Origin of the sequence: Methylomicrobium album BG8, assembly GCF_000214275.2 — a bacterium.
Taxonomy (GTDB): domain Bacteria; phylum Pseudomonadota; class Gammaproteobacteria; order Methylococcales; family Methylomonadaceae; genus Methylomicrobium; species Methylomicrobium agile.
Map to the genome: position 1 here is coordinate 2,418,524 of NZ_CM001475.1, position 24,688 is coordinate 2,443,211.

Annotated in this window: 19 protein-coding genes; 12 read left to right on the forward strand and 7 right to left on the reverse strand. The window is 56.8% G+C overall.

Going from position 1 to position 24,688, the window contains the following annotated elements:
- Positions 1–98 precede the first annotated feature (98 nt).
- The 4 genes from carA to METAL_RS10445 all read right to left on the reverse strand — a co-directional run bounded on the left by carA (position 99) and on the right by METAL_RS10445 (position 6,073).
- Positions 99–1,220 (reverse strand): glutamine-hydrolyzing carbamoyl-phosphate synthase small subunit, encoded by a 1,122-nt coding sequence (gene carA / locus METAL_RS10425; RefSeq protein ID WP_005372135.1) that lies wholly within the window; start codon positions 1,218–1,220, stop codon positions 99–101.
- 315 nt (positions 1,221–1,535) lie between these two features.
- Positions 1,536–2,504, reverse strand: a complete 969-nt coding sequence (locus METAL_RS10435; RefSeq protein WP_005372137.1) for a zinc metalloprotease — start codon at positions 2,502–2,504, stop codon at positions 1,536–1,538.
- A gap of 244 nt (positions 2,505–2,748) precedes the next feature.
- Positions 2,749–5,466 carry a preprotein translocase subunit SecA gene (secA, locus tag METAL_RS10440; protein ID WP_005372139.1) on the reverse strand — a complete coding sequence of 906 codons (2,718 nt, stop codon included), beginning with the start codon at positions 5,464–5,466 and terminating at the stop codon, positions 2,749–2,751.
- Positions 5,467–5,569: 103 nt separating this feature from the next.
- Positions 5,570–6,073, reverse strand: coding sequence for a hypothetical protein (locus METAL_RS10445; protein WP_005372141.1), 504 nt, complete (start codon positions 6,071–6,073; stop codon positions 5,570–5,572).
- 142 nt (positions 6,074–6,215) lie between these two features.
- On the opposite strand from METAL_RS10445, the gene recA reads away from it, so the two are divergent.
- The 9 genes from recA (at position 6,216) to METAL_RS10490 (ending at position 19,650) form a co-directional block, all read left to right on the forward strand.
- Positions 6,216–7,247 (forward strand): recombinase RecA, encoded by a 1,032-nt coding sequence (gene recA, locus METAL_RS10450; protein WP_005372143.1) that lies wholly within the window; start codon positions 6,216–6,218, stop codon positions 7,245–7,247.
- Positions 7,248–7,301: 54 nt separating this feature from the next.
- Entirely contained in the window at positions 7,302–7,766 is a 465-nt protein-coding gene (locus METAL_RS10455; protein ID WP_245549343.1) for a regulatory protein RecX, read from the forward strand.
- Between the two features lie 197 nt (positions 7,767–7,963).
- The gene (gene alaS / locus METAL_RS10460) at positions 7,964–10,579 is read left to right on the forward strand and encodes an alanine--tRNA ligase (protein WP_005372147.1); all 2,616 of its coding nucleotides are present in this window, start codon (positions 7,964–7,966) and stop codon (positions 10,577–10,579) included.
- Positions 10,580–10,705: 126 nt separating this feature from the next.
- Positions 10,706–11,929: an aspartate kinase gene (locus METAL_RS10465; protein ID WP_005372149.1), complete on the forward strand. Its 1,224-nt coding sequence runs from the start codon at positions 10,706–10,708 to the stop codon at positions 11,927–11,929.
- Between the two features lie 221 nt (positions 11,930–12,150).
- Positions 12,151–12,573: a hypothetical protein gene (locus METAL_RS10470; RefSeq protein ID WP_005372151.1), complete on the forward strand. Its 423-nt coding sequence runs from the start codon at positions 12,151–12,153 to the stop codon at positions 12,571–12,573.
- A gap of 294 nt (positions 12,574–12,867) precedes the next feature.
- Positions 12,868–16,320: an AAA family ATPase gene (locus tag METAL_RS10475; RefSeq protein WP_005372152.1), complete on the forward strand. Its 3,453-nt coding sequence runs from the start codon at positions 12,868–12,870 to the stop codon at positions 16,318–16,320.
- 109 nt (positions 16,321–16,429) lie between these two features.
- Positions 16,430–17,326: a DUF4912 domain-containing protein gene (locus METAL_RS10480; protein WP_213069362.1), complete on the forward strand. Its 897-nt coding sequence runs from the start codon at positions 16,430–16,432 to the stop codon at positions 17,324–17,326.
- Between the two features lie 9 nt (positions 17,327–17,335).
- A complete protein-coding gene (locus METAL_RS10485; protein ID WP_005372155.1) occupies positions 17,336–18,919 on the forward strand; it encodes a glycoside hydrolase family 57 protein in 1,584 nt (527 codons plus the stop codon).
- A 26-nt stretch (positions 18,920–18,945) separates the two neighbouring features.
- Positions 18,946–19,650, forward strand: coding sequence for a DUF2490 domain-containing protein (locus tag METAL_RS10490; RefSeq protein ID WP_005372157.1), 705 nt, complete (start codon positions 18,946–18,948; stop codon positions 19,648–19,650).
- A gap of 63 nt (positions 19,651–19,713) precedes the next feature.
- Here METAL_RS10490 and METAL_RS10495 read toward each other — a convergent pair whose 3' ends face one another.
- Positions 19,714–20,025, reverse strand: a complete 312-nt coding sequence (locus tag METAL_RS10495; RefSeq protein WP_040578327.1) for a hypothetical protein — start codon at positions 20,023–20,025, stop codon at positions 19,714–19,716.
- A gap of 105 nt (positions 20,026–20,130) precedes the next feature.
- On the opposite strand from METAL_RS10495, the gene tnpA reads away from it, so the two are divergent.
- The 3 genes from tnpA (at position 20,131) to tnpC (ending at position 22,462) form a co-directional block, all read left to right on the forward strand.
- Positions 20,131–20,418, forward strand: coding sequence for an IS66 family insertion sequence element accessory protein TnpA (gene tnpA, locus METAL_RS10500; protein ID WP_005372158.1), 288 nt, complete (start codon positions 20,131–20,133; stop codon positions 20,416–20,418).
- Positions 20,406–20,756, forward strand: coding sequence for an IS66 family insertion sequence element accessory protein TnpB (tnpB, locus tag METAL_RS10505; protein ID WP_005372159.1), 351 nt, complete (start codon positions 20,406–20,408; stop codon positions 20,754–20,756). Before tnpA ends, tnpB begins: the two co-directional genes overlap by 13 nt.
- Positions 20,757–20,830: 74 nt before the next feature.
- A complete protein-coding gene (tnpC, locus tag METAL_RS10510) occupies positions 20,831–22,462 on the forward strand; it encodes an IS66 family transposase (RefSeq protein ID WP_005372160.1) in 1,632 nt (543 codons plus the stop codon).
- A 42-nt stretch (positions 22,463–22,504) separates the two neighbouring features.
- On the opposite strand, the gene METAL_RS10515 is transcribed toward tnpC, so the two are convergent.
- Together METAL_RS10515 and lpxB are read right to left on the reverse strand one after the other, a co-directional pair.
- Positions 22,505–23,374 (reverse strand): hypothetical protein, encoded by an 870-nt coding sequence (locus tag METAL_RS10515; protein WP_040578519.1) that lies wholly within the window; start codon positions 23,372–23,374, stop codon positions 22,505–22,507.
- 177 nt (positions 23,375–23,551) lie between these two features.
- Positions 23,552–24,676: a lipid-A-disaccharide synthase gene (lpxB, locus tag METAL_RS10520; RefSeq protein ID WP_051040368.1), complete on the reverse strand. Its 1,125-nt coding sequence runs from the start codon at positions 24,674–24,676 to the stop codon at positions 23,552–23,554.
- Positions 24,677–24,688: the final 12 nt, after the last annotated feature.

The window sequence follows — 24,688 nt, forward strand, 5'->3', positions numbered from 1 at the left end:
TTAGAATCTAGGCTAAAGGCGCAAGGTCCACGGCGAAGGAAAAAAGGTGAGTCCAGCAACTCTTTTGAACCTTTCGCCTTGGACCTTGCGCCTGCATTTTACTTATTCATTAACTCGATGAAGGCATCGAACAGCGGTTCGACATCGTGCGGCCCGGGGCTCGCCTCGGGATGGCCCTGAAAGCTGAACGCGGGACAATCGGTACGCGCAATTCCCTGCAGACTGCCGTCGAACAGCGAATAGAAGGTCGGCGCCAGGTTGGCGGGCAGACTGTCTTTATCGACTGCGAAACCGTGGTTCTGGCTGCTGATCATCACACGCCCGGTCGCGACTTCCTGAACCGGATGGTTCGCGCCGTGATGTCCGAACTTCATTTTTTCGGTTTTCGCGCCGCTGGCCAAAGCCAGCAATTGATGGCCGAGGCAAATGCCGAACACCGGCGTTTGGGTTTCGAGGATTTTCCGGATCGCTTCGATCGCATAGGTGCACGGTTCCGGGTCGCCGGGACCGTTCGAAAGGAAGACGCCGTCCGGATTCATTGCCAACACGGTTTCGGCGGGCGTCTCGGCCGGTACGACCGTCACCCGGCAGCCGCGGTTCGCGAGCAGGCGCAAAATGTTGCGTTTCACGCCGAAGTCATATGCAATCACATGCTTGGCCAGATTTCCGGCCTGGGTGTGCCCCTTACCGAGCTGCCAGATATTTTCGGTCCACTCGTAAGTTTCGGCAGCCGATACCACCTTCGCCAGATCCATTCCTTTCAGGCCGGGAAAACTTTCGATCGCGGCTTTCGCGGCTTCGGCATCGGCCGTCTCGCCGGCAACGATCGCGCCGCGCTGAGCGCCTTTGTCGCGCAGCAGGCGGGTCAGTTTGCGCGTGTCGATATCGGCGATCGCGACGACCCGATTGGCCTCCAGGTATTGCCGCAAAGTCTGTCCGCAGCGAAAGTTGCTCGCCAAAACCGGCAAATCCCGAATCACCAGACCGCTCGCGAACACCTGCGCAGACTCGTTGTCTTCGCTGTTGCAGCCGGTATTGCCAATATGCGGATAGGTCAACGTCACGATCTGCCGGGCATAGGAAGGGTCGCTCAAAATCTCCTGATAACCCGTCATCGCGGTATTGAACACGACCTCGCCGACCGAACAGCCGTCGACGCCGATCGACGTTCCCTGAAACACTGTCCCCTCTTCCAAAACCAATAAAGCCGGTCTAGTCAAACACGTCACCTCTAAATGCGCAAAACGGGATGAATCCGTACGAACGCATCCCGTTACAAAATTGAAATCGCGTAATTTTACGAAATTATCGGGTTTTGGTCATTAACAATTTTGGGAAGAGACGAATTTTCGGCGGATTGCCGCACTTTTTTATCTTCCGGCGGGCGGTTCCGCTTTGCGGGTTTGACTTTTCAGGCGGCATCGAACAGATTGGTGCCCCTTGAAACGGTCCGGCTATCCCGTACCGAACCGGAGGATCCGCTACCTGGGTTTGCAACGCCTGTCATCGGCTGGCTGCCGCCAAAGGAATGAGCCCTAAAGCCTTGCTCGGTAAACGATCCAGGAATCGGCCATCCGCTCGCGCTGGATGCTCGTAAAACTGTCCAGGCAGATATCGTCACTATAATCCATGAAGTTATTGATCGGGTCTGCGCCGGGAAATCTTTTTCCTTTACACGTATCCCGTCCGACAGGACAGCCGTAAGAAGGCGAACGCTCCGCCGGCGTATCTGCGGCACGGTCGCCCTTATTATTATTGCATCCGCCCTGAAAAGTATGGTAGAGGCCTAACCAGTGCCCGACTTCATGCGTTGCGGTATCGCCCAAATTGTAAGGCACGGCACTGCCGCCGGGGAGGGATGAAAAAAATATTACCACGCCGTCATCCTTAGGATTCGATACATAGGATGCCGGAAAAGTCGACCACCCGAGCATACCGCCACCGGTATTGGCACTGTACAGGTTCAGCGCATCCGCCCCGCCTTTGCGTAACGCGGTTTTGGCTTCTTTTTCGGCTATAGACCCGGGTCTCATCGCATACCATTCATTGTTTGTAGTTCTATCCACTTCGACAAGATCGAAGCGCACCCCGAATCCTGCGCCTGTACTCCCATAAGCGGCATTGAGTATCGTTACCTGGGAATTAATGACCGTATCCGGCACATCCCCTTCCCCGATTTTTGAAGTAATGACATGAAAGTAAACGGGAACGACCGCTTCCGCGATATTGGCGGTACTGAGCCTGCGTTGCCTGGCTCTTTTACGCGTCGCGTTATTGATTTTGCGCATGGCAATGGCATCGGGATGAATGGTGCCGCAACGGAAACCGTTTTCGACGAATGCACGTTGGCTCGTCCATTCATTTTCTCCAATCTTGAAAGGCTTAGCGTCATCCGCTTGACTTGCGGCCGACAGAGAGAGAGTTCCTATTGCGCCTATCAATGAGATAGCCTGTGAAATATGAGATTTCCCTTTGAAAAAAACTTCAAGTGTCCTGTTAGACATAACCCCTCCTTAATGATCCTTGGCATGTCAGTCCGTAATTTCAATAGATATAGATGCCCCGGCACCTCGTCGATATACCTCCTGTTGCGGTTGAGTCTTTTGAATGGGTGGAAGTTTCTTTTACCAGATTAAAATATACCGGTCAAGAAAAATGCACGCGCCTATAGCGTTCGCTTGATACTGAAACGCCGGTTTTCCGAATTGAAAAACCGCCGTTCATTGGATGAGGATAAACAGTCCTGAATCAGTTTATCTTGCCGTGGCACTGTTTGTATTTTTTGCCGGACCCGCAAGGGCACGGATCATTCCGCCCCACCTTGTCGCCATAGCGAACAAACGGTTGGGCGGGGCTCGGCTCGTCTTCAGCTTCTTCAGGGGAGGGTTCCTCTGTTGCCAGGGCAGACGCTTCGGCATGTTCGAAATGCATTTCTTTCGGCGCCTGGCGCTGCGCATCGATCGCCTGGACATCTTCTTCCTGCCGGACCTGCACCTTGCAGAGGATGGTGATCACTTCGTATTTGATGTGATCGAGCAGATGCGTGAACATTTCGAACGCTTCGCGCTTGTATTCCTGCTTCGGGTCTTTCTGTGCGTAGCCGCGGAAATGAATACCCTGGCGCAGATAGTCCATTGCCGCCAAATGCTCCTTCCAGCTGTTGTCGAGTACCTGCAGCATCACCGATTTTTCGAAATGCCGCATCACCGCCGGGGTAATTTTCTTTTCTTTATCCTTGTGCGCCTGCTCCATCGCCTCGACGATATGCTCACGCAGAAATTCTTCCTGCAGCTTCTTGTCTTCGTCGAGCATTTTCCGAATCGGAACCTCGACGTTAAATTCCTGCAGGAGATGCTCCTCGAGTCCTTCGATATCCCATTGTTCTTCCATCGAACGCGGCGGAATATACTGGTTGATCACGTTATTGATCACGTCTTTGCGGATCGCGGTGATGATTTCGGAGATTTCTTCGGCCGCCATCAGCTCGTTGCGCTGCGCATAAACCACCTTCCGCTGATCGTTCGCGACATCGTCGTAGGCCAGGATTTCCTTGCGGATATCGAAGTTGCGCGCTTCGACCTTGCGCTGCGCATTCTCGATCGCACGCGTCACCCACGGATGCTCGATCGCTTCGCCGTGGCCCATGCCGAGCTTCGCCATCAGCGCCGCCACCCGGTCGGAAGCGAAAATCCGCATCAGGTCGTCTTCGAGCGCCAGGTAGAAACGCGAAGAACCCGGGTCGCCCTGACGGCCGGAACGCCCCCGGAGCTGGTTGTCGATCCGGCGGGATTCGTGCCGTTCGGATCCGATGACATGCAGGCCGCCGCTGGAGACCACCCGGTTATGGCGGTCGAGCCAGGCGCCGCGCACATGCTCTTTCTCTGCTTCGGTCGCATCGGGCCCGAGCGCCTTTAATTCGGCCTCCAGGCTGCCGCCGAGCACGATGTCGGTACCGCGGCCGGCCATGTTCGTCGCGATCGTAACCGCGCCCGGCTTACCGGCCTGTTCGACGATGTGCGCTTCGCGTTCATGCTGCTTCGCATTCAACACTTCATGCGGAATACCCTGTTTTTTCAACAGCGCGGACAACCGTTCGGAATTTTCGATCGAGGTGGTGCCGACCAGCACCGGCTGCTGGCGTTCGACGCAGCGTTTGATGTCCTCGGCGACGGCCTGGTATTTTTCCTCGGCGGTCAAAAACACCACGTCCCCGAGATCCTTGCGGATCATCGGCCGGTGCGTCGGGATCACGACCACTTCGAGTCCGTAAATCTTGTTCAATTCGAAGGCTTCGGTGTCGGCCGTACCGGTCATCCCGGACAGCTTGTGATAAAGCCGGAAATAGTTCTGGAAGGTGATCGAAGCCAGGGTCTGGTTTTCGCTTTGAATCGGCACATGCTCTTTCGCTTCGATCGCCTGGTGCAGACCTTCGGACCAGCGCCGGCCCGGCATGATCCGGCCGGTGAATTCGTCGACGATGATGACCTGGTTGTTCTGCACGATGTAATGCACGTCCTTTTTGAACAAGGCGTGGGCGCGCAAGGACGCGCTCAAATAATGCATCAGCCGGATGTTGGAAGCATCGTAAAGGCTGCTGTCTTCCATCATCAGGCCATGTTCGACCATCAGACGCTCGACCCGCTCGTGACCCTCTTCGGTCAAATGGACCTGGCGGGTTTTTTCGTCGACCGAATAATCGCCGGGACCGTGTTCCTTTTCCTGTTTGGTCAGGTAAGGAATGATTGCGTTGGCCTTGATATAAATCTCGGAGCTTTCTTCGGAAGGGCCGGAAATGATCAGCGGCGTCCGGGCTTCGTCGATCAGGATCGAGTCGACCTCGTCGACGATCGCAAAATGAAGCTCGCGCTGGACTTTTTCCTCCAGGCTGAACGCCATGTTGTCGCGCAGATAATCGAATCCGAATTCGTTGTTGGTGCCGTAGGTAATGTCGCAGGCATAGGATTGGCGGCGGACATCGTAGTCCATCTGGCTGACGATCACGCCGGTGGTCATGCCCAGAAAGCCGTACAGACGCCCCATCCATTCGGCGTCGCGGCGCGCCAGGTAATCGTTCACGGTGACCACGTGCACGCCGCGTCCGGGCAGCGCGTTCAGGTAGGCCGCCAGCGTCGCCATCAGCGTCTTGCCTTCCCCGGTCTTCATTTCGGCGATTTTACCGTCATGCAGGATCATCCCACCGATCAACTGCACATCGTAATGGCGCATCCCGAAGACCCGCGACGATGCCTCCCGGACGGCGGCAAAAGCTTCGGGAATCAGATTGTCGAGTTTTTCGCCCTGGGCGAGGCGGTCGCGGAACTCCTGCGTTTTCTCCCGTAAGGCGTCGTCGGACAGCTTTTCAAACTCAGCAGACAAGGCATTGATCTTTTTGACCAATTTTCTTTTCTTTTTTACCAGCCTGTCGTTTCGGCTCCCTACAACAAATTTGACCAGCTTACCCAGCATGTTTATTCCGAAATATTAATTGTGAATAAAAAAAGACCGATTATAACCGGTTTGCCGCTTTTTTTATAGCGAGGCGGGTTTTACGCCGGCAAGGCTCCACGCATCAAAAACAACTGCCGTAATTCAGCAGCAAATCTTCGCAATTGAAGAAAATGCGCGGATACTCGACCCGAATGTACAGTTTCAAGGCGTATTCGATGAATACGCCAAGGGTCGCTAAACGAGCGCCGGCACTGTACAGGCGAAGCCCGGTATTTGCCGAGCAGCGCCAGATGGACACCGTCCACCAGATGATCGGAAGCAGCAGGACAAAATGCACATCATCCCAGCTCGATACAGTCCACAACCCTGACCGGGCAAGCCAATCCACACCGAACAAGACAACGTTCAGCAATAGAAAGAAAGGCCAAAAAGTAGCAGCCAGCCACTGTCTTCCGGTCCAGCACGAGAACAAATAATTCTCCGAAGTCCGCCGCCCAAGCTTTTCGCCCGGAGCAAGAGTCAAAACCCATAACCCCGCGAAAAGGCCGCTGATAATGAACAAAGCCTCCGACGGGCTAATCAAATCGAGTTGGCCGAATACAATCGGCAACGAATAAACAAACATCACGACCCTCATCCGAGACCTATGAAGCCGGCTTGGAATCCCAAAACAACACTACCCCGAACCGGCACCCGTATGTAATAATACTCTATTAAATTGAGCGGCACTCCGTTAACTCATCTGGTCATTATTTAAGGTATAGGCAATGGACGAAAACAGAAAAAAAGCGCTCGGTGTGGCATTGATGCAAATCGAAAAGCAGTTCGGCAAAGGCTCGGTCATGCGGATGGGCGACGTGGCGGCGGCCCGCGACATCGAGGTGGTGTCGACCGGCTCGTTGGGACTGGATATTGCCTTGGGCTGCGGCGGCTTGCCGCGCGGCCGGATCGTCGAAATCTACGGGCCGGAATCCTCCGGAAAAACCACGCTGACCTTGCAAGTAATCGCCGAAGTACAAAAACTGGGCGGCACCGCCGCCTTCGTCGATGCCGAACACGCGCTGGACCCCGGCTATGCCGAAAAAATCGGCGTGAACGTAGACGATCTCTTGGTTTCACAACCCGACACCGGTGAGCAGGCACTCGAAATCACCGACATGCTGGTACGTTCCGGCGCAGTCGACGTGGTGGTGGTCGACTCAGTCGCCGCGCTGACCCCGAAGGCCGAAATCGAAGGCGACATGGGCGATTCGCACATGGGCCTGCAGGCGCGGCTGATGTCCCAGGCATTGCGTAAACTGACCGCGAACATCAAGCGTTCGAACACGCTGGTGATCTTCATCAACCAGATCCGGATGAAAATCGGCGTGATGTTCGGCAACCCCGAAACTACCACCGGCGGCAATGCCCTCAAATTTTACGCCTCGGTGCGCCTGGACATTCGCCGAATCGGCTCGGTCAAGAAAGGCGAGGAAGTGATCGGCAACGAAACGCGTGTCAAGGTGGTCAAGAACAAGGTCGCTCCCCCGTTCAAACAGGCCGAATTCGAGATTCTATACGGCGAAGGGATTTCGTTCTACGGCGAGTTGGTCGATCTGGGCGTCAGCTTCGGCCTGATCCAGAAATCCGGCTCGTGGTACAGCTACGGCGACGAAAAGATCGGCCAGGGCAAGGACAACGCGAAACAGTACCTGAAAGAGCATCCGGACAAGGCCAAAGAAATCGAAACGAAAATCCGCGCGGAAGCGTTCGGCAAGGTACTGCCGGTTTCGAACAAGTCCGATCTTGACGAGGAGTAAAATCCGAACCGATTTTCCGTGGACCCAACGGACGACAAGATCAGGGCCGAATGCTTGCGGCTGTTGGCCGGCCGCGAACACAGCAGGAAAGAACTGACGCAAAAGCTGGCCACCCATGGTTTTGCAAAAGAAAGCATCGAAGCGGTCCTCGACCAACTGGCCGAAGAAAACTGGCAAAGCGATGCACGCTATGCGGAAAGTTATGCGCGTTCGCGGATACTGAAGGGTTACGGTCCCGTATTTATAACTTACGAACTGCGCCAGAACGGCATCGATCCCGCCCATCTTCCCTCGTTTGATCTCGAAGCGCTCGCCAAGTCGGTAGCGGGCGGATGGCTGGCGCTTTTGCGGCAGGTTTATCGCAAGAAATATAGTGACAGCCTGATTCCAAATCGAAATGAGTGGGCAAAACGTAACCGGTTTTTACAACAACGCGGCTTTACGAATGCCATGATTACGGATTTATTTGCTTTCGTGAGGCACGCCGAAACGGGGAGCGGATCATTCCCTGGTGAATGAACTTGAGCCGAAAGCTCCGGCATTTTGTAGGGTACGCTGCGCGTACCTTTAGCAGAGCTCGATTTAACCGAGCCGAAAACGGTACGCACAGCGTACCCTACGATTTTCGAAATTGGTCGCTCTCCCGCGCAGTGCGTGGAAACGAAAAAACACCTCAACAGGAATTTAACTTCTTTAGTCTTTTAATCGCATAACCTATGAAAAAGATGACCAGCGCTGAACTGCGCTCCGCCTTTCTGGAATTCTTCCGCCAACGGGGGCATACGATCGAGCCGTCCAGTCCGTTGATTCCCGGCAACGACCCTACCCTGCTGTTCACGAATGCCGGCATGGTGCAGTACAAGGACGTCTTTCTGGGCCGCGAGCACAAGGGTTTCACGCGCGCGGCGACCAGCCAGCGCTGCGTCCGCGCCGGCGGCAAGCACAACGACCTGGAAAACGTCGGCTATACCGCAAGGCATCATACCTTTTTCGAAATGCTCGGCAACTTCAGTTTCGGCGATTATTTCAAGAAAGAGGCGATCCACTTTGCCTGGGACTTTTTGACGCAAGAACTGGAAATCCCGCCGCAAAAGTTATGGGTCACCGTGTTCGAAGAAGACAGCGAGGCCGAAGCCATCTGGCTGAACGAAGTCGGTATCGATTCTAACCGCTTCTCCCGGATCGGTGCGAAAGACAATTTCTGGTCGATGGGCGACACCGGTCCCTGCGGCCCGTGCAGCGAAATTTTTTACGACCACGGCGAATCGATTCCGGGCGGCCCGCCCGGCTCCCCCGACGAAGACGGCGACCGTTACATCGAAATCTGGAATCTGGTGTTCATGCAGTACGACCGCGCCGCCGACGGCACCCTGACGCCGCTGCCGAAGCCTTCGGTCGATACCGGGATGGGTCTGGAGCGGATCGCGGCAGTTTCGCAAGGCGTGCACAGCAACTACGAAATCGACCTGTTCCAGAAACTGCTGAAGGCCGCCGCGCAACTGGTCGGCACCGACGACTTGAACCAGAGCTCGCTGCGGGTGATCGCGGACCATATCCGCTCCTGCGCGTTCCTGGTCGCGGACGGCGTCTTGCCCTCGAACGAAGGACGCGGTTACGTGCTGCGCCGGATCATCCGCCGCGCAATCCGGCACGGCTACCGCCTCGGCATTCGCGACATTTTCTTCTACAAGCTGGTCGCGCCGCTCACCGAAGAAATGGGCCCGGCCTATCCCGAGCTGAAGAACGCACAGGCGCAGGTCGAACGCATCCTGAAAAAAGAGGAAGAACGCTTCGCGGAAACCCTGGGGCAAGGCATGAAGATTCTCGAAGCCTGCATCGCCAAACTCGAAGGCCATGTGATCCCGGGCGATACCGTCTTCCAGCTCTACGACACCTACGGCTTCCCGGTCGATCTGACCGCCGACTTCGCACGCGAGCACGACCTGTCGGTCGATCATGCAGGCTTCGAAACCGCCATGACCGCTCAGCGCGACCGCGCGCGTTCGGCCAGCCATTTCGGCGCCGATTACGACCAGGACATCAAACTCGACGTCGAGACCGAATTCACCGGTTACCACCATCTCGCCGATCAGTCCCATATCGTCGCGCTGTATGCGCAGGGCCAACCGGTCGAGACCCTGGCGTCCGGCCAGGAAGGCGTGATCGTACTCGACAGGACCCCGTTTTATGCCGAATCGGGCGGACAGGTCGGCGACTCGGGCACGATCACTATCGCCGATTCCGCCTTCGAAGTGGCCGATACCCAGAAACAGGGCGGCAATCTGTTTCTGCACAAGGGCAAAGTGCTGAACGGCGCCTTCAAGACCGGTCAGGTTTGCATCGCCAGCGTCAATGTTTCGGAGAGACGGGCGACCGCGCTGAATCACTCGGCCACGCATCTCTTGCATGCCGCGCTCAAACAGGTGCTCGGCGAGCATGTTGCGCAGAAAGGATCCTTGGTCAATCCCGAGCGCCTGCGTTTCGATTTTTCGCACTTCGAGCCGGTCACCGGCGAGCAAATCGCGGAGCTGGAACGGATCGTAAACGAGCAGATTCGCCTGAATGCGCCGGTTTCGGCCGAAATCATGGCGAAAGACGAGGCGGTCAAAGCGGGCGCGGTGGCCCTGTTCGGCGAAAAATACGGCGCCGAAGTGCGCGTGCTGAAGATCGGCGATTTCTCGACCGAATTGTGCGGCGGCACCCATGTCGAGCGGGCCGGCGACATCGGTTGCTTCAAGATCGTCGGCGAAACCGGCGTCGCGGCCGGCGTACGGCGTATCGAAGCGGTCACCGGACAAGGCTGCATCGACTGGATCGCGGGACGCGACAAGGCGCTCGCCTCGATTGCGGGCCTGTTGAAAAGCTCGCCCGACAAGGCGGCTGAAAAGGTCGAACAACTACTCGAAAAAACCCGCCACCTCGAAAAGCAGCTGGAGCGTCTGAACGCGAAACTGGCCAGTTCGGCCGGCGACGAACTCGGCGCCAAAGCGGTCGAAGTGAACGGCATCAAGGTACTGGCGGTCAAGCTGGACGGCGTCGATCCGAAATCGCTGCGCGACCTGGTCGACCAATTGAAGAACAAGCTCGGCAGCGCGGCGATCGTGCTCGCGACCGTCGACGGCGACAAGGTCAGCCTGACCGCGGGCGTCACGAAAGATCAGACAGGCCGCGTGAAGGCCGGCGATCTGGTCAATTTCGTCGCGACCCAAGTGGGTGGTAAAGGCGGCGGCCGGCCGGATATGGCGCAGGCGGGCGGGAACGATCCGTCCGGGCTGGCGAAGGCCTTGGCCGACGTGCCGGCGTGGGTGCAAACGCAAACGGCATCCGGCTAACAACTCCGAGTAGGATGGGTTGAGGAACGAAACCCATCAAAAACAACCAATGCGAACGGACTTGATGGGTTTCGCTGTCGCTCTACCCATCCTACCTATTACAAACAAAAAATCAACAGGTTGAAAATGGCACTGTATGTGTTCAAATTCGGCGGTACTTCGGTCGGCTCGGTCGAGCGGATCAAGGCGGTCGCCGAAAAAGTCAAAAAGGCGCACGACCGGGGCGACCGGATCGTCGTGGTCGTCTCGGCGATGAGCGGCGAAACCAATCGGCTGATCGGGCTGGCGAAAGACATTCAGGCGCAGCCGAACGCGCGCGAGCTCGACATGCTGGTCTCGACCGGCGAACAGGTCACCGTCGCGCTGCTCGCGATGGCGCTGGAAGAAATCGGCTGTCCGGCGTTTTCGTTCACCGGTGGCCAGGTCGGGATTCTGACCGACAGCAGCCATACCAAGGCCCGTATCCGCAACATCGACGACAGCCGGATGCGTGCGCATCTGAACGAAGGCAAGGTCGTCGTGGTCGCCGGCTTCCAGGGCGTCGATGAGAACGACAACATCACCACCTTGGGCCGCGGCGGCTCCGACACCACCGCCGTCGCGCTGGCGGCCGCGTTGAAAGCCGACGAATGCCTGATCTATACCGACGTCGACGGCGTGTATACGACCGACCCGCGCATCGAACCGAAAGCCCGCCGCCTCGACCGGATCACCTTCGAGGAAATGCTCGAAATGGCCAGCCTTGGCTCGAAAGTCCTGCAGATCCGCTCGGTCGAATTCGCCGGCAAATACAACGTGCCGCTGCGCGTACTATCGTCGTTTACCGAAGGCAGCGGCACCCTGATCACTTACGAGGAAACACAAATGGAAAGCGCATTGATTTCGGGCATCGCCTTCAACCGGGACGAAGCCAAACTCACGATCACCGGCGTGCCGGACAAGCCGGGCGTCGCCTCCAAAATCCTCGGCCCGATCGCCGATGCGAACATCGAAGTCGACATGATCGTGCAGAACATCGCCGAAGACGAAACGACCGACTTCACCTTTACCGTGCACCGGAACGATTTTCAGCGCGCGAAAGCCTCGCTCGAAAAGACCTGCGCGGAACTCGGCGCAAAGAAAGTCACCGCCGACGACAATATCGTCAAGATTTCGATCGTCGGCGTCGGCATGCGTTCGCACGCGGGCATCGCCAGCACGATGTTCCGGACTCTGGCGGCCGAGGGCATCAACATCAAGATGATCTCCACCTCCGAAATCAAGATTTCGGTCGTGGTCGACGAGAAATACCTGGAACTTGCGGTCCGGGCGCTGCATGCGGCGTTTAAGCTGGATCAGCAGGCGGCATAACGCACTCGCTTGGGCTCCGTTTTCCCGCCCAAACGGAGCCTCATTTTCCCCGCCATCCATCGAGAGGCAATAATGTTTCTGTTCAGAAATCCGGAATTCAAGGTCATTCCGAGAACTGAACCTAAAACGGCAAGCGCTGCCTAATTTCTGGGGAGTGATTTTCGAGGCGAACTTGGCTTCGAATCACGGTCAACAGTCAAATTTCCAAAGGGAGCGAGACGATGGAAAGCGCAGACAGAGTACGTGCAAACACTTCTGAAGCAATCAACCGCAGAATCGACCGGGCGATAGAAGCTCGTGTACGGGAATATGCCCAAAAAAGCTCCGTAGAGATTACCCGACGCATCGACGAACTCGACCGCGAATGGGACATCGAACGTTTGCTCGAAACCAACGCTTCGGCGCTGGCTTTTACCGGCTTGTTGCTCGGTATCACAAAAAACGTGAAGTGGCTGCTCCTGCCGGCGGTCGTTTTACCGTTCCTGTTTCAACATGCGGTTCAGGGCTGGTGCCCGCCGGTGCCCTTATTGCGGCGTCTGGGTGTCCGTACGCGTAAGGAAATCGACCGCGAAAAATATGCGTTGAAAGCCTTGCGCGGCGATTTTCACACTACCGAAACCGCCGGGCTACCGAAGCCGGATTAAAATCGGTAAATCTTTAGCCTCGACCTCCACGCCAGGTTCGACGCAGTTTTCCACTCTTTGCCTCTTCGGCCCGGAGTACGTTATGCGGTCCCGGCCTATACCCCAAATTAAAGAATCGACATTCATTTTCGGAGAGTCGCCGGCACGAACCCGGTTTTTGACTTGACGGGATAGCCTCCAACTCCTTCCATGTAAGAATTATCGCGAATTTTCCTGAGCAACTTGTTTTCTATCGGCGTTATAATCTGGGGGTTTAACAGCGTTTTCCGATTGAATGCCTAAAAGCGTCCGCCCATGAAAATTCTCAATATCCACTTTAAAAACGTCAACTCGCTGGAAGGCGAGCATCGGATCGATTTTGAGCGGTCTCCATTTACCGACACCGGCGTATTCGCGATCACAGGCCCCAACGGTTCCGGCAAAACCAGTATTCTGGATGCGATTACGCTGGCCTTGTACGGCGAAACTTACCGTTTCGACCGCCCTGCCGAACATGTCATGACGCGCCATACCTCCGAGTGTTTCTCCGTCATCGAATTCGCATTGGGGCAGGATAAATACCGGTCGAGCTGGCGGGTGCGGCGCGATGCGGACGGCGAATTGCTGCCGTCCGAAATGCGGCTCTATCAACTGCATTCGAACGGCGAGGAAGAAACGCTGGCGGCGGCACCGCACGAAGCCAACGCGAAGCTGACGGAAATCACCGGCATGAATTTCCGCAATTTTACCCGTTCGATCATGCTGGCCCAGGGCGATTTCGCCGCCTTTCTGAATGCGCTGGACAGCGAGCGGATAGACATCCTCGAAAAGATCGTCGGCACCGATATTTACGCGGATCACAAGCGCGAAATCGAAACCCGGCTTGCCGAAGCCAATCAGAGCCTGGAACGGATCCGTCGTGAACTGGCGCTGATTCCGATCATGGACGCGGCGAAACGGGAAGCCTCCGAACATGACCTGCAGGACTTCAACGACCAGTTTACCGCTCTGCAGGAAGAATTGGGCTGGCTTCAGGAACAGCAGCTCGTGCTGCAAAAGATCGACGCCCTACAGGCACGCATCGAAGGCCAGCAAAAGGAGCTGCAGGATTTCGAAAAGGAACGGAACCGCATCCGGCAAATCCTGAATCGGCTGGATGTCTTGCCCGATCTGAAGCCGTTCGCGAAAGACCTGGAAGCGATCACGGAAAGCCGGCAAGCCGCCCTGGAAATCCAGTCGGCGCTGACGGCGTTGGCCTCCGAACTGAGGCAGCTCGAAGATATGCTGGCCAGCCGCAGTCAACCCCAAACGGCGCCGGAAGGCTTGGGTGCGAAGTCGCTGGAAACACAGCAGCAGACGCTTTACGACATTCAGACGCAAATCGCCCAACTCGAACTGGCCCGCTCTTCGCAAATCGGCAAATTGCAGGCATTGGCCGCGCAAGGCGCCGAAAAGAAAGCCGCTCTGCAGGAAATCGACGGCTGGCTGGAACAGCATGCCGGCGATGCGCCGCTGGTCGATCATTTCCCCGAAACGATCAAACTGAAAAACCTGCGCGAGAACATCAGAGAACTCAGCCAGAAACAAAAGATTTTCGACGACTGGGCGAAAAACGCTTCGGCATCGCTTCGAAATACCCAGGCCGCCATCGAAAAAGAAACCGCGAATGTCGCCCGCTTTCAGACACAGCTCGAAGGCGAAGAGAAAACCGTCGCCGCGTTGCTGCAAGGAAGAACGCACGAGGAACTTGCCGAATTGCACCGCGATCAGCAGGAGCGCGTTAACGGGTTCAAGGAGCTGAAGGAACTCGCGATCCAATACCGCAAGCTGGCCGGGAACGGCTCCGGTCTTTTCGGTCTGTTCAAAAAATCCGCGACCGCCATTCCCGCTCCGGACGAACTGGCGCGCGAACTCGAAGAATTGCGCGAGAACATCAAGCGCGACGAGAATATCCGGCTGATCCTCGAAGGCGCCGTTTACCGAGAAAACATGATGAAGCGCATGGTCGAGGACCGCCATCATCTGATCGACGGAAAGCCCTGCCCTTTGTGCGGCGCCTTGCAGCATCCCTATGCGAAACAGCCGCCGGCGGTCGGCAGTTCGGCAAAAGCGCTGGCCGACCAGCAGACCCGGATACGCGCCGAGACCGCCAGGGCCGAACGGCTGGAGATCGAAGTCGAAGATGCGCGCCGGCTATCGGAAAAACATGCGGTCACCCTTCAAAGAGCGCGGCAAATCCAGGCCCAATGGGGCATCTTGCGCAACCGCCTGAATATCGCCCAAAGCCTGGAGATCGACCGGATCAAGCGGATGGACGATCTCTACGACGAGGAAGAGGGGCAATTCAAGGAAATCGCTTTTCTGCTCGGCAAACACCGCAACAAGATTCAAAGCATCGAAAAACTGAAGGCACAGATTGCAAAAAGCAGCGCCTCGATCGAACAGCTGACTGCCGCGCTGCAAAAGCTCGAAGCCGAACGGGAAGACCAGCCTTTCAACCCCTTAGAAATTTCGAACGCCCTGACCGCAGCCGTCGAAGCGGAAAAGGAATTGGCGGCGAAAATCACCGAGCAGTTGGCTCTGCTCGGCGAAAAGATGCCGGGCAAAGGCAAGGAAGAACAGTTTTACGACAGGCTCAGCCATCGCCGCCACGAATACCAGACTCATCTGATCCGTAAAGAAGGGCTGGAAGAGGACATGGCGTCGCTGACGGCCAGTGACAGAGCGATCCGCGAAGAAATCAAAGGTCTGGAGGAAAAGCTTGCGACCGCCGGCAGCAAGCTGCAGAAAGAAGAAAGCGTCGCGCTGCATCTGGCGCTGCTCGACAAGCAGAAACTGATCGCCGCCGAGCGCGTGCGGCTCGCGGAAAAGCAGGCGATGGCCGGCGTGCTGGAGAAAGCGCTGCACACGAAAATGCAGGAAGCCGGCTTTTCCGGCGTCGACGAACTCAAGGAAATCCTGGCGCTGCAGGCATCGCGCCTCGAACAGGAGCAGAAAACCGCTTATCTGGCGCAACGCGCGGCCGAAACTTCCGCATTGCTGGAGAGCAACCGTCAGCAGCTCGAAGCGGCAATCCGCGACAAGGATACCGACCAGCCGCTCGACGAGATCAGCCTGCAGGTGCGCGGCGTGGCGCAAAAGCTCGAAATCGCGCATTTCGAAGTGCGACATCTGGATAACCTGCTGAAGGAGCAGGAGCGCCTGCGCAGCCGGTACGATGCGGTCCATTCCCAACTCGAAGCGCAGGAAGCGACCGTAAAGGCGTTGACCGAAGAACAGCAATTGATCAATGCCGAAAATGGAATGGCGTTCCGCCGCCGGGTCCGGGATAAAATCGCCGACCAGTTGCTCGACAAAACCAATACGCTGCTCGAAAAACTGAGCGGCCGCTACTATCTGCGCAAAATGCCCAGCGAAAGCGGGCTCGCACTCGAGGTCGAGGATACCCTACAAGGCAATGCGCGCCGCTTGCCCCGCACCCTGTCCGGCGGCGAAAGTTTTGTGGTCAGCCTGGCTCTGGCGCTCGGGCTGTCCGAACTGGCCAGCAACGGCCGCTCGGTCGATTCGCTGTTCCTCGATGAAGGTTTCGGTGCGCTTGACGCGGAAAACCTGTTTATGGTGATTTCCGCGCTCGAAAGCCTGCATACGCAGCACGGTAAAACGGTCGGCGTGATTTCGCATGTCGAAAGCGTGCAAAAACGCTTCAAAGCACGTTTGCAGATCGTCAAAAAACCCAACGGCATGGGCATGTTGAAAATGGCGTCCTGATCGCGGATAGAGATATGGATATCTGGCCGATGCCGAAAAAAATCGAAAACGGATTGCAGACTGTCACAGCACCCGGTAAATTGAGGGTATCGTTTACCAAGGGCTCACGTTGACCACTTCCGCAAAGGTAGAATCTCGTTCCACCATCGAACCCACCCCGGATGAGATGTTGGCGATCAGCCGAGAGATTGCGCTTAAGTTTTCTCCCCACAAGGCTTCTTTGGCCGATGTCGGGCCTTGTCCGCAAACCGGTGCCGCAACTGCCGTTCCTTCATACGCCGCGATTGCGGACGAGCGGCGGGAAACGCAGAATTTCGGCTACCGGGGGTTGCAGGCGATCAGCGAGGACATCGCCCGGCGGTTCATGCCGACGGTCTCCACGGTCTCCACCGCCGAGCCTGAAATACTGCTGCTACCGGTCGACCCTCACCACCTGTACGCATACTGGAACAGCGGTACCGGCCAGCCGCCGACTCCGGAGCATCAGGAGCAAAAACCTTTGACCCTGCGCATTTACTGGCGTCCGGATGCCAAACAAGCGACAATCCCTTTGGATCTGTATTTCGATGTGCCGGCCGATGAGGCCGCACACAGGAAAAACATCCGCCTGCCGATCGATGATACGCACTATGCCGCCGCGCTGGGCCGGATGAACCCGGATCACAGCCTGGAGGTGCTCGTACATTCGAATCTCGTCCATGTGCCGGCTTCACCGGGAAATAAACGATTTACCGAAAAAATTTTGCCGCAAGAAAATACGGCCTCCGAAATACCGATGCGTTTCACATCCGGTGAGCAAGAAGTGCTTAGCGGGGTTTGGATGGAAGCCCTGCATTTTTCCGGAAATTCATCGTTGCATTTGAACCCGGTCCATTACTCGGAATCAGCGTCGCAATTTGCCGAACTCCTGCGTTATTTCGGTGAGATTACGGCCGACTTTGAACGGGCTGCAGGGCCTGCATCGGCACAACCGTCCCGACATGCTTCGGGGCGCGGCCTGAAATAAAGATACTCCATGGAAAACGGCTTTCTCGGCATCATCCTGCATGCGCACCTGCCCTTCGTGCGTCATCCCGAACATCCAAGCTTCTTCGAAGAAAACTGGCTGTTCGAGGCGATGACCGAATGCTACATTCCGCTGCTCGAAATGCTCGACCGGCTGGAAAACGACCGGGTCGGTTACCGTCTGACCCTGTCGCTGTCACCGCCCTTGCTTTCGATGCTGCGCGACGAGCTGCTGCAAAGCCGCTACCTGCAGCATCTTTACAAACTGATCGAGCTGGCCGAAAAAGAAACCGTCAGAACCCGCCGCGAACCGGAATTGAATAAACTGGCCAGGCTGTACCGGCGCTTCTACCGGCATACGCTGGACTTCTATCAGAACCGGTGCCGCGGCGATTTGCTCGGCGCGTTCGGCATGCATCAGGCGCATGGCAAGCTCGAACTGATTACGACGGCTGCGACGCACGGCTTTCTGCCCCTGCTCAGCGTCAGCGAAGCCGCCGTGTGCAACCAGATCCGCGTCGGGATTGACACGTTCCGCCGCCATTTCGGCTTCGCGCCGAAGGGATTCTGGCTGCCCGAATGCGGCTATTATCCGGGCCTGGAAACCTTTCTGAAAGAGGCCGGTATCACGTATTTTTTTGTCGACTCGCACAGTCTGCTGAATGCGAGCCAGCCGCCGGTCAACGGCGTTTACGCCCCGCTCGCCTGCGAAAACGGCGTCGCCGCGTTTGCGCGCGACCCCGAATCATCCGAACAGGTCTGGAGTTCCCAGCAGGGCTATCCCGGCGATTTCGATTACCGCGAATACTACCGCGACATCGGCTTCGATCTGGACCTGGATTACATCGGCCCTTATGTACCGGACGGACAGATCCGCGCGAACACCGGGATCAAATATTACCGGGTTACCGGCGAAAACCAGCCCAAACAGCCTTACGACCCGAGACCAGCGCGGGCAAAAGCCGAGCTGCATGCCCGGGACTTCATTCAAAAACGTCGGCGGCAAATCGATGCGCTGGCCGAACGCAGGGACCGTCCGCCGCTGATCGTCGCCCCTTACGATGCCGAGCTGTTCGGGCACTGGTGGTTCGAAGGCCCCCACTGGCTGGAACAAGTCCTGCGAATCGCGGGCGAAAACGGTATCCGCACGGTGAGCTGCGCAGATGATCTGCAACGGTTCCCCTCCCCGCAAGCGGCGACGCCGTCCGCCTCGACCTGGGGCGAGCAAGGTTATTCGAGTTACTGGATCAACGAAACGAACGCCTGGATCTACCCTTTTCTGCATCAGGCCGGCCGGCAACTGGAAGCGTTCGTGGCCGAACTGAAAGACATCTCGGTCAATCCCCTACAGGAACGTGCGTTCAATCAGGCGGTCCGCTCGTTGCTGCTCGCCCAATCCTCCGACTGGCCGTTCATCATGAAATCGGGCACGACGGTCGGCTATGCGACCAAACGGGTCACCGACCATCTCGCCCGTTTCAATTATCTGTACGACAGCCTGCGCAAAGGTAAAATCGACGAACGCTACCTGACCGCGCTCGAAATCATGGACAATATTTTTCCGGACATCGATTTTCGAAATTACTGCGCTTAACACCCATTTGAACCTCACGATCCCTCATGCGGAAACATTCGTGGATTTTACTGCTAACTATCGGTCTGCTCACCCTGTCCCCATTGGCCTCAGCTGCTCCCGTCAAAGACGACTGGGGCATGTGGCTCAGCAATACCTACCAGACCGATTTCGGCGGCAGTAATTATTTAGCCTTCCTGGAACTGGCGCCGCGCACCAAAAACGACAACGGCGAATTCAACCAAGTCATCGTACGGCCTCTGCTGGGCTACAAGCTGACCCGAAAGCTGCAACTCTGGCTGGGTTACACATGGCAAGGCGAATACAGCAAAGAGACCGATTTCGAGCTGGCCACCAACGACTTCATGCAGCAGTTGCAATGGATAGACGACTGGACGCCGCAATTAAATTTCCAGTACCGCTTCCGGATGGAAGAACGCTTTTTCGAAGGCGAGAATACCGCGTTCCGGATGCGCCACCGCTTCCGGTTTACCTATACGCTGCCCGAAACGAAAGCCTACCTGATTGCGCTCGATGAGCTGTTCGTGTATTTCAATTCGATCAACCACGGCCGCCTGGCCAGTTCGGTCCAGCCCGGCATCAACCAGAACCGAAGCTATGTCGGGGTCGGCTACAAGCTGACGCCCAAGATCAATATCGATACCGGCTACCAGTTTCAGTACGTGAATAATTTCGGCGCTCAGGGCGGAGCAAACCATATCTGGCTGACCAATCTCAATGTCAATTTTTAGAACAAACGGTTCACTAGACTGATGACAAACCCCGTCGGTTTCGCTGCATCGTCGACGCCACGCTTACAGCAGGATGCCGATAAGCCGCTTCATCAAATCCTCCGGAGAAATCAGCGTCAGCATCAGAGGCAGCAAGGGTAAAAGCGTAACCACGATGATGAACACCACCGTTTGCTTATCGAACGGAAACACCTGCATGGCACGAATCACTTCGAAGCTGTTGTTCAGATCCGCCAAAGATTGAATGTCACCGCTTCCGATCAACGGTTCATCCGGGGCGGCGCCGCCTTGCAGCCATTTGTCGTCGAATGCGCGGACATAGCGGCTGGCCAAAACGCCGTAATCCAGCCGCCCTTGGCGTTTTGTTTTTACCAAAAGAGACGTGAATACGCATAAAGGGCCGTAAGCGTCTACCCGTACCACCTATAAAATCATTTTCGCCTGCGGCATCCTGTGATTTTTTTGATCAGGAGTTTTAGCATGGCCATCACAGCGAAATGGCGTCAGCATATCGAAGCGTGGCAACGCAGTGGTTTGTCGCAAGCCGAGTATTGCGCAGCGCAGCAACTCAATCTCCGTACGTTTACGGCGCGATTGAGCGACTATCGCAAATTACCCAAATTGGATTCGACGGCCTTGATACCGGTGCAGATTAAACCGGCTGCCGCTGAGGCCATTGTCTTTACCCATGCCCAGGGTCATCGCCTGGAACTGCCGGCTTCGATGCCCGCGAGCTGGCTAGCGGAGCTGTTGCGATGCCTGGCCTAATCGCGAGTCCGGCGCAGATTTGGCTGGCGGTGGCGCCGGTCGATATGCGCCGTGGCCTGGATGGCTTAACCGCCATCGTCCAGCACAGCCTGGGGCATTCGCCTGGCTGCGGGTCGGCCTTCATCTTCCGCAACCGGGCCGGCAACCGCTTGCGCCTGTTGCTGTGGGACGGTAACGGGGTTTGGCTGTGCCAGCGGCGTTTGCACCGGGGCAGTTTTGTTTGGCCCAAGGCCTCTGATCCGGTCTTTGCGATTACTCAAGCCCAATGGGAATGGCTGGCCGCCGGCGTCGATTGGCAACGGTTATCGGCGCAACCCTCGTTGGAATGGCGAGTCTGATTTTAGCGATAAAATCCTCTTGAACATCAGTCATATCAAGGCTTTCAGGCGATAAGTGCGGTATAATATCACCCATGAATTTGCTCTCTGAACTCGATCAACTCAACCTGGAACCGGCTGCCAAAACCCAAGTGGCGGCGATGCTTCAGGCGCTTGTCGAGCAAGCTGCGCAGGATGCTCAAACCATTGCGAATCAGCAGCAACTCCTGCAAACGAAGGACGCCAGCCTGCAAGCCAAAGAGGTCAAAATCGCGGCGCTAACGCACGAGTTGGCCTATTACAAGCGCATCCGTTTCAGTACCAAGAGCGAAGCCTGGGCCCCGCTGCAGCAGGATGTGTTCGAGGAAACCTGGAATACCGACATCTCGGCCATCGACGCCGAAGTCGAGCAACTGCAGAACGAACCCTGCGACACTGTCGCTCGCCCCAAACGCCTGCGTGCCGGCCGGCAACCGTTACCGTCTCACTTGCCACGGATCGAACACCGGCACGAACCGGAATCCTGCACGTGCGGAAAGTGTGGGCAAGACTTGGTCAAGATCGGCGAAGATGTGACCGAGCAACTGGACGTCGAGCCGGCGAAGTTTTTCGTGCATCGCCATATCCGCCCGCAATATGCCTGCCGGAGTTGCGAAACCGTGACGGCGGCGCCGATTCCGTCGGCGGTGATCGACGGCGGGATGGCGGCGGTGGGTTTGTTGTCCTGGGTGATGATCAGCAAATTCCTGGATCATTTACCGTTGTACCGACTGGAACAAATCGCCGCGCGGGATGGCGTAACCTTGTCCCGCTCCACCCTAGCTGACTGGGTCGGACGGCTTGGCGTCGCCTTGCAACCTTTGGCGGATCGATTGGCCTGGCACCTGCTGCAACGCGATTGCCTGCACGCCGATGAGACGCCGGTGCCGCAACTGGATCCCGGCAACGGCAAAACGAAAAAGGCCTATTTGTGGGCCTACCGCAGTAACGACCTGCAACCGGGGCCGAAGATTCTCATTTTCGACTATCAAGCCGGCCGCAGCGGCCGGCATGCGCAACAGTTTCTGCAAGCCTGGCAGGGCCATCTGGTAGTCGACGACTATGCTGGCTATAAAGCCCTGTTTGCGGCCGACCGCGCCCATCCCGAAACCCAACGCCTGATCGAACCGTGTATCGAGCTCGCCTGTTGGGCGCATGCGCGGCGGAAGTTCTTCGATCTGCTGCAAGCCAGTCAGAGTCCAATCGCGCAAGAAGCCTTGCAACGCATCACGGTGCTGTATGCGATCGAAGCCGAAGGCCAAGGCCTGAGTCCAGTGGAACGCCAACGCCTGCGTGCCGAGAAAAGCCGGCCGGCACTGGCCGGCCTGCACGATTGGCTACGGCAAACCCGACTCCGTACCGCGCCCAATACCGCGACCGCTAAAGCCATCGACTACAGCTTGAAGCGCTGGGCCGCGCTCACGTGCTACGCCGAGACTGGTGATCTGCCGATCGACAATAACCCGATCGAAAACAGCATCCGACCGATTGCATTGGGCAAAAAGAACTGGTTGTTCGCAGGTTCCGAGCGCGCCGGAAAACGCGCAGCCGTGATCCAAACTCTGCTCGGCACTGCCAAGCTCAACGGCCTCGATCCTGCGGCCTGGCTAAAAGACACCTTGGAAAAACTCCCAACTTGGCCCAACAGTCGCATCGATGAGCTTCTGCCTCTTCGCTTCGTGGATTAAATCATAACGTTTTAGTCCTGGCTATGAGGTCCCGCTGGCCGCTTACAAAGGGCCGAGCACCAGCAGCAGAAGAAACACCACAACGATCGCAATTTCAGGTTTGAAAGACAGCAGCGCCGCACCCTTGTAAAGAATGCGCTCCGCGATCATCGCGGAGAGCAAAACGCCTTGAGACAGCAGGAACGGAATGAATGCGAGCGCGCTTTCGGATAGAAACCCCAAGCCGCCTGCCCGATCGGGATGAGTCGGCATCAAATTGAGTTCGAGGCGCGATACCTGCCAGAGAAAACGCGACCAGACGATAAAGCGGAATAACCAGCGGATGAGAAGAAATTGAAATATCGGCAGGCTGACATAATTCAGCCAGTATCCGGCCGGGGAAAACGCCAGTTGCGGAGCCCAACGGGTTACGAACCAAGTGGAGATGTTTTCCAGTGTCCGCCCGAAAAAAATCGCATGGCCAAACGTGAACACAAATGCAATCAACACGATCTCGGTAAATACCGAATTGCGCCAGCGTAACGCAGAAGCGATACAGGCATCGAAAAGAGGCCGGTCTTTCGCCGTGATAATATCCCGTTCGACGAACTGCCGAATGACCGGCCGCATTCGCTCGTGAACGACTAATTCGGTCACTAACAGTAACGGCATGGCCACTAAAAAACGCACATGCGTTTCAAAGTCCTGAAGAAACGGAATATGGACGCTGCCGCCGAACGCTTGGCCGGAATGCGCCGAAAGCAACAGCAACGGAAACCAAGTGAGCATGACCAGGAAAATAATCCGGCGTTTAAGCCAGCCCAATCCGCTTGTCGATAAGCGGCAACGCACGAAGAGCTGGAACAGCGGCCCGCCCTGCACCAGGGAAAAATCGTTTTGCAATTTTAAATCGGGTATGTCGTTCTTCGCCATAAGCTACCCTGACCTTTTTATTAAGGTATAGAGTAGATTTCGATCAGCCGGTTTCCTGGATCACCGCCTGAAACGGGCCGCATGGACGCGCGGTCTGATCCGCGCAGGCGGGCACGAGCGAGCCTCCGCCGAATCATCGCCGATGATCCAACACGACGCCCTGAGCACAGACCTTCCTCAATCCGTAAAAAGCATCTCCAGAGCCAGAAGCGCCATATTTTTCGACCCGCCGCCCTGCCCCAAGCACGCTTTGACGCTTTGCAGGTTCTCGCGCATTTGCCCGGCATAACCGGCATCAGTCAGTATTTTACCCATCTCGTCGGCCAGATTCTCGGCGCTGGCCTCATGCTGAATCAGTTCCTTCACGATACCTTTGCCCGCCACGATATTGGGCAGGCCGATGAACGGCGTCTTGACCAGCAGCCGCCCCAACCAATAGGTGAGCGGCGAGAGTTTGTAGGCTATGACCATCGGTACGCCCAGCAGCGCGATTTCGAGCGAGGCCGTGCCGGAGGTGGTCATGATCGCGTCGCAGCATTGCATCACGTCGTACGGCTGGCCCTTGACCACCGTAATTTTTAACGGCGAGGTTTGCAGATAATCGTTCAGCATTTCGTCGGCGATGGTTCCGGCTTGCGGCAGGATGAACTGCGCGCCCGGCACGCGACCGGCTATCGTTTCGGCCGCTTTCAGCATGACCGGCAGCATGCCCCGGATCTCGCCGGTCCGGCTGCCCGGCAACAAGCCGACGACCGGCGCGTCGGCCGTCAAGCCGAAGCGGGCGAAGTCTTCGCTTCTGCCGCATTGCGGACGTACCTTGTCGACCGACGGATGGCCGACGTAGCGTACCGGCACGTTCTCGGCCTCGTAATAGGCCGTTTCGAATGGAAAAATGACTGCCATCATGTCGATCACGCGGCCGTACTGTTTAACCCTTCCCGGCCGCCAGGCCCAGACCTGAGGACTGACGTAGAACAACACCTTGACGCCGAGCCGTTTGGCGTAAGTCGCGAGCTTGAAATTGAACTCCTTGTAATCGACGCAAACCAACAAATCCGGCCGCTCGTTCGCCAGTAGCGTTTGCATCAGTTTCAGGGCGAGGCGGATTTCGGCATAGTGTCTGATCACCTCGACCACTCCGATCACCGCAATCTGGGAGGAATCGTAACGGACATCGATTCCCGCCCATTTCATTTTCTCTCCGCCCATCCCGATGCCCTGAACATCGGGCTGCAGTTTTTTCATCTCGCTGAACATATGAGCAGCATGCTGATCGCCGGACGCTTCGCCGGCGCTGAACATGACTTTATACGG

Excerpts from the sequence above, each read along its gene's own strand:
- METAL_RS10475 (WP_005372152.1), top strand. The coding sequence starts at position 12,868 with ATGAAAATTCTCAATATCCACTTTAAAAACGTCAACTCGCTGGAAGGC.
- lpxB (WP_051040368.1), bottom strand. The coding sequence starts at position 24,676 with ATGTTCAGCGCCGGCGAAGCGTCCGGCGATCAGCATGCTGCTCATATG.
- tnpB (WP_005372159.1), top strand. The coding sequence starts at position 20,406 with ATGCCTGGCCTAATCGCGAGTCCGGCGCAGATTTGGCTGGCGGTGGCG.
- METAL_RS10490 (WP_005372157.1), top strand. The coding sequence starts at position 18,946 with ATGCGGAAACATTCGTGGATTTTACTGCTAACTATCGGTCTGCTCACC.
- secA (WP_005372139.1), bottom strand. The coding sequence starts at position 5,466 with ATGCTGGGTAAGCTGGTCAAATTTGTTGTAGGGAGCCGAAACGACAGG.
- METAL_RS10465 (WP_005372149.1), top strand. The coding sequence starts at position 10,706 with ATGGCACTGTATGTGTTCAAATTCGGCGGTACTTCGGTCGGCTCGGTC.
- METAL_RS10445 (WP_005372141.1), bottom strand. The coding sequence starts at position 6,073 with ATGTTTGTTTATTCGTTGCCGATTGTATTCGGCCAACTCGATTTGATT.
- tnpA (WP_005372158.1), top strand. The coding sequence starts at position 20,131 with ATGGCCATCACAGCGAAATGGCGTCAGCATATCGAAGCGTGGCAACGC.
- recA (WP_005372143.1), top strand. The coding sequence starts at position 6,216 with ATGGACGAAAACAGAAAAAAAGCGCTCGGTGTGGCATTGATGCAAATC.
- tnpC (WP_005372160.1), top strand. The coding sequence starts at position 20,831 with ATGAATTTGCTCTCTGAACTCGATCAACTCAACCTGGAACCGGCTGCC.
- alaS (WP_005372147.1), top strand. The coding sequence starts at position 7,964 with ATGAAAAAGATGACCAGCGCTGAACTGCGCTCCGCCTTTCTGGAATTC.
- METAL_RS10515 (WP_040578519.1), bottom strand. The coding sequence starts at position 23,374 with ATGGCGAAGAACGACATACCCGATTTAAAATTGCAAAACGATTTTTCC.
- METAL_RS10470 (WP_005372151.1), top strand. The coding sequence starts at position 12,151 with ATGGAAAGCGCAGACAGAGTACGTGCAAACACTTCTGAAGCAATCAAC.
- METAL_RS10485 (WP_005372155.1), top strand. The coding sequence starts at position 17,336 with ATGGAAAACGGCTTTCTCGGCATCATCCTGCATGCGCACCTGCCCTTC.
- METAL_RS10435 (WP_005372137.1), bottom strand. The coding sequence starts at position 2,504 with ATGTCTAACAGGACACTTGAAGTTTTTTTCAAAGGGAAATCTCATATT.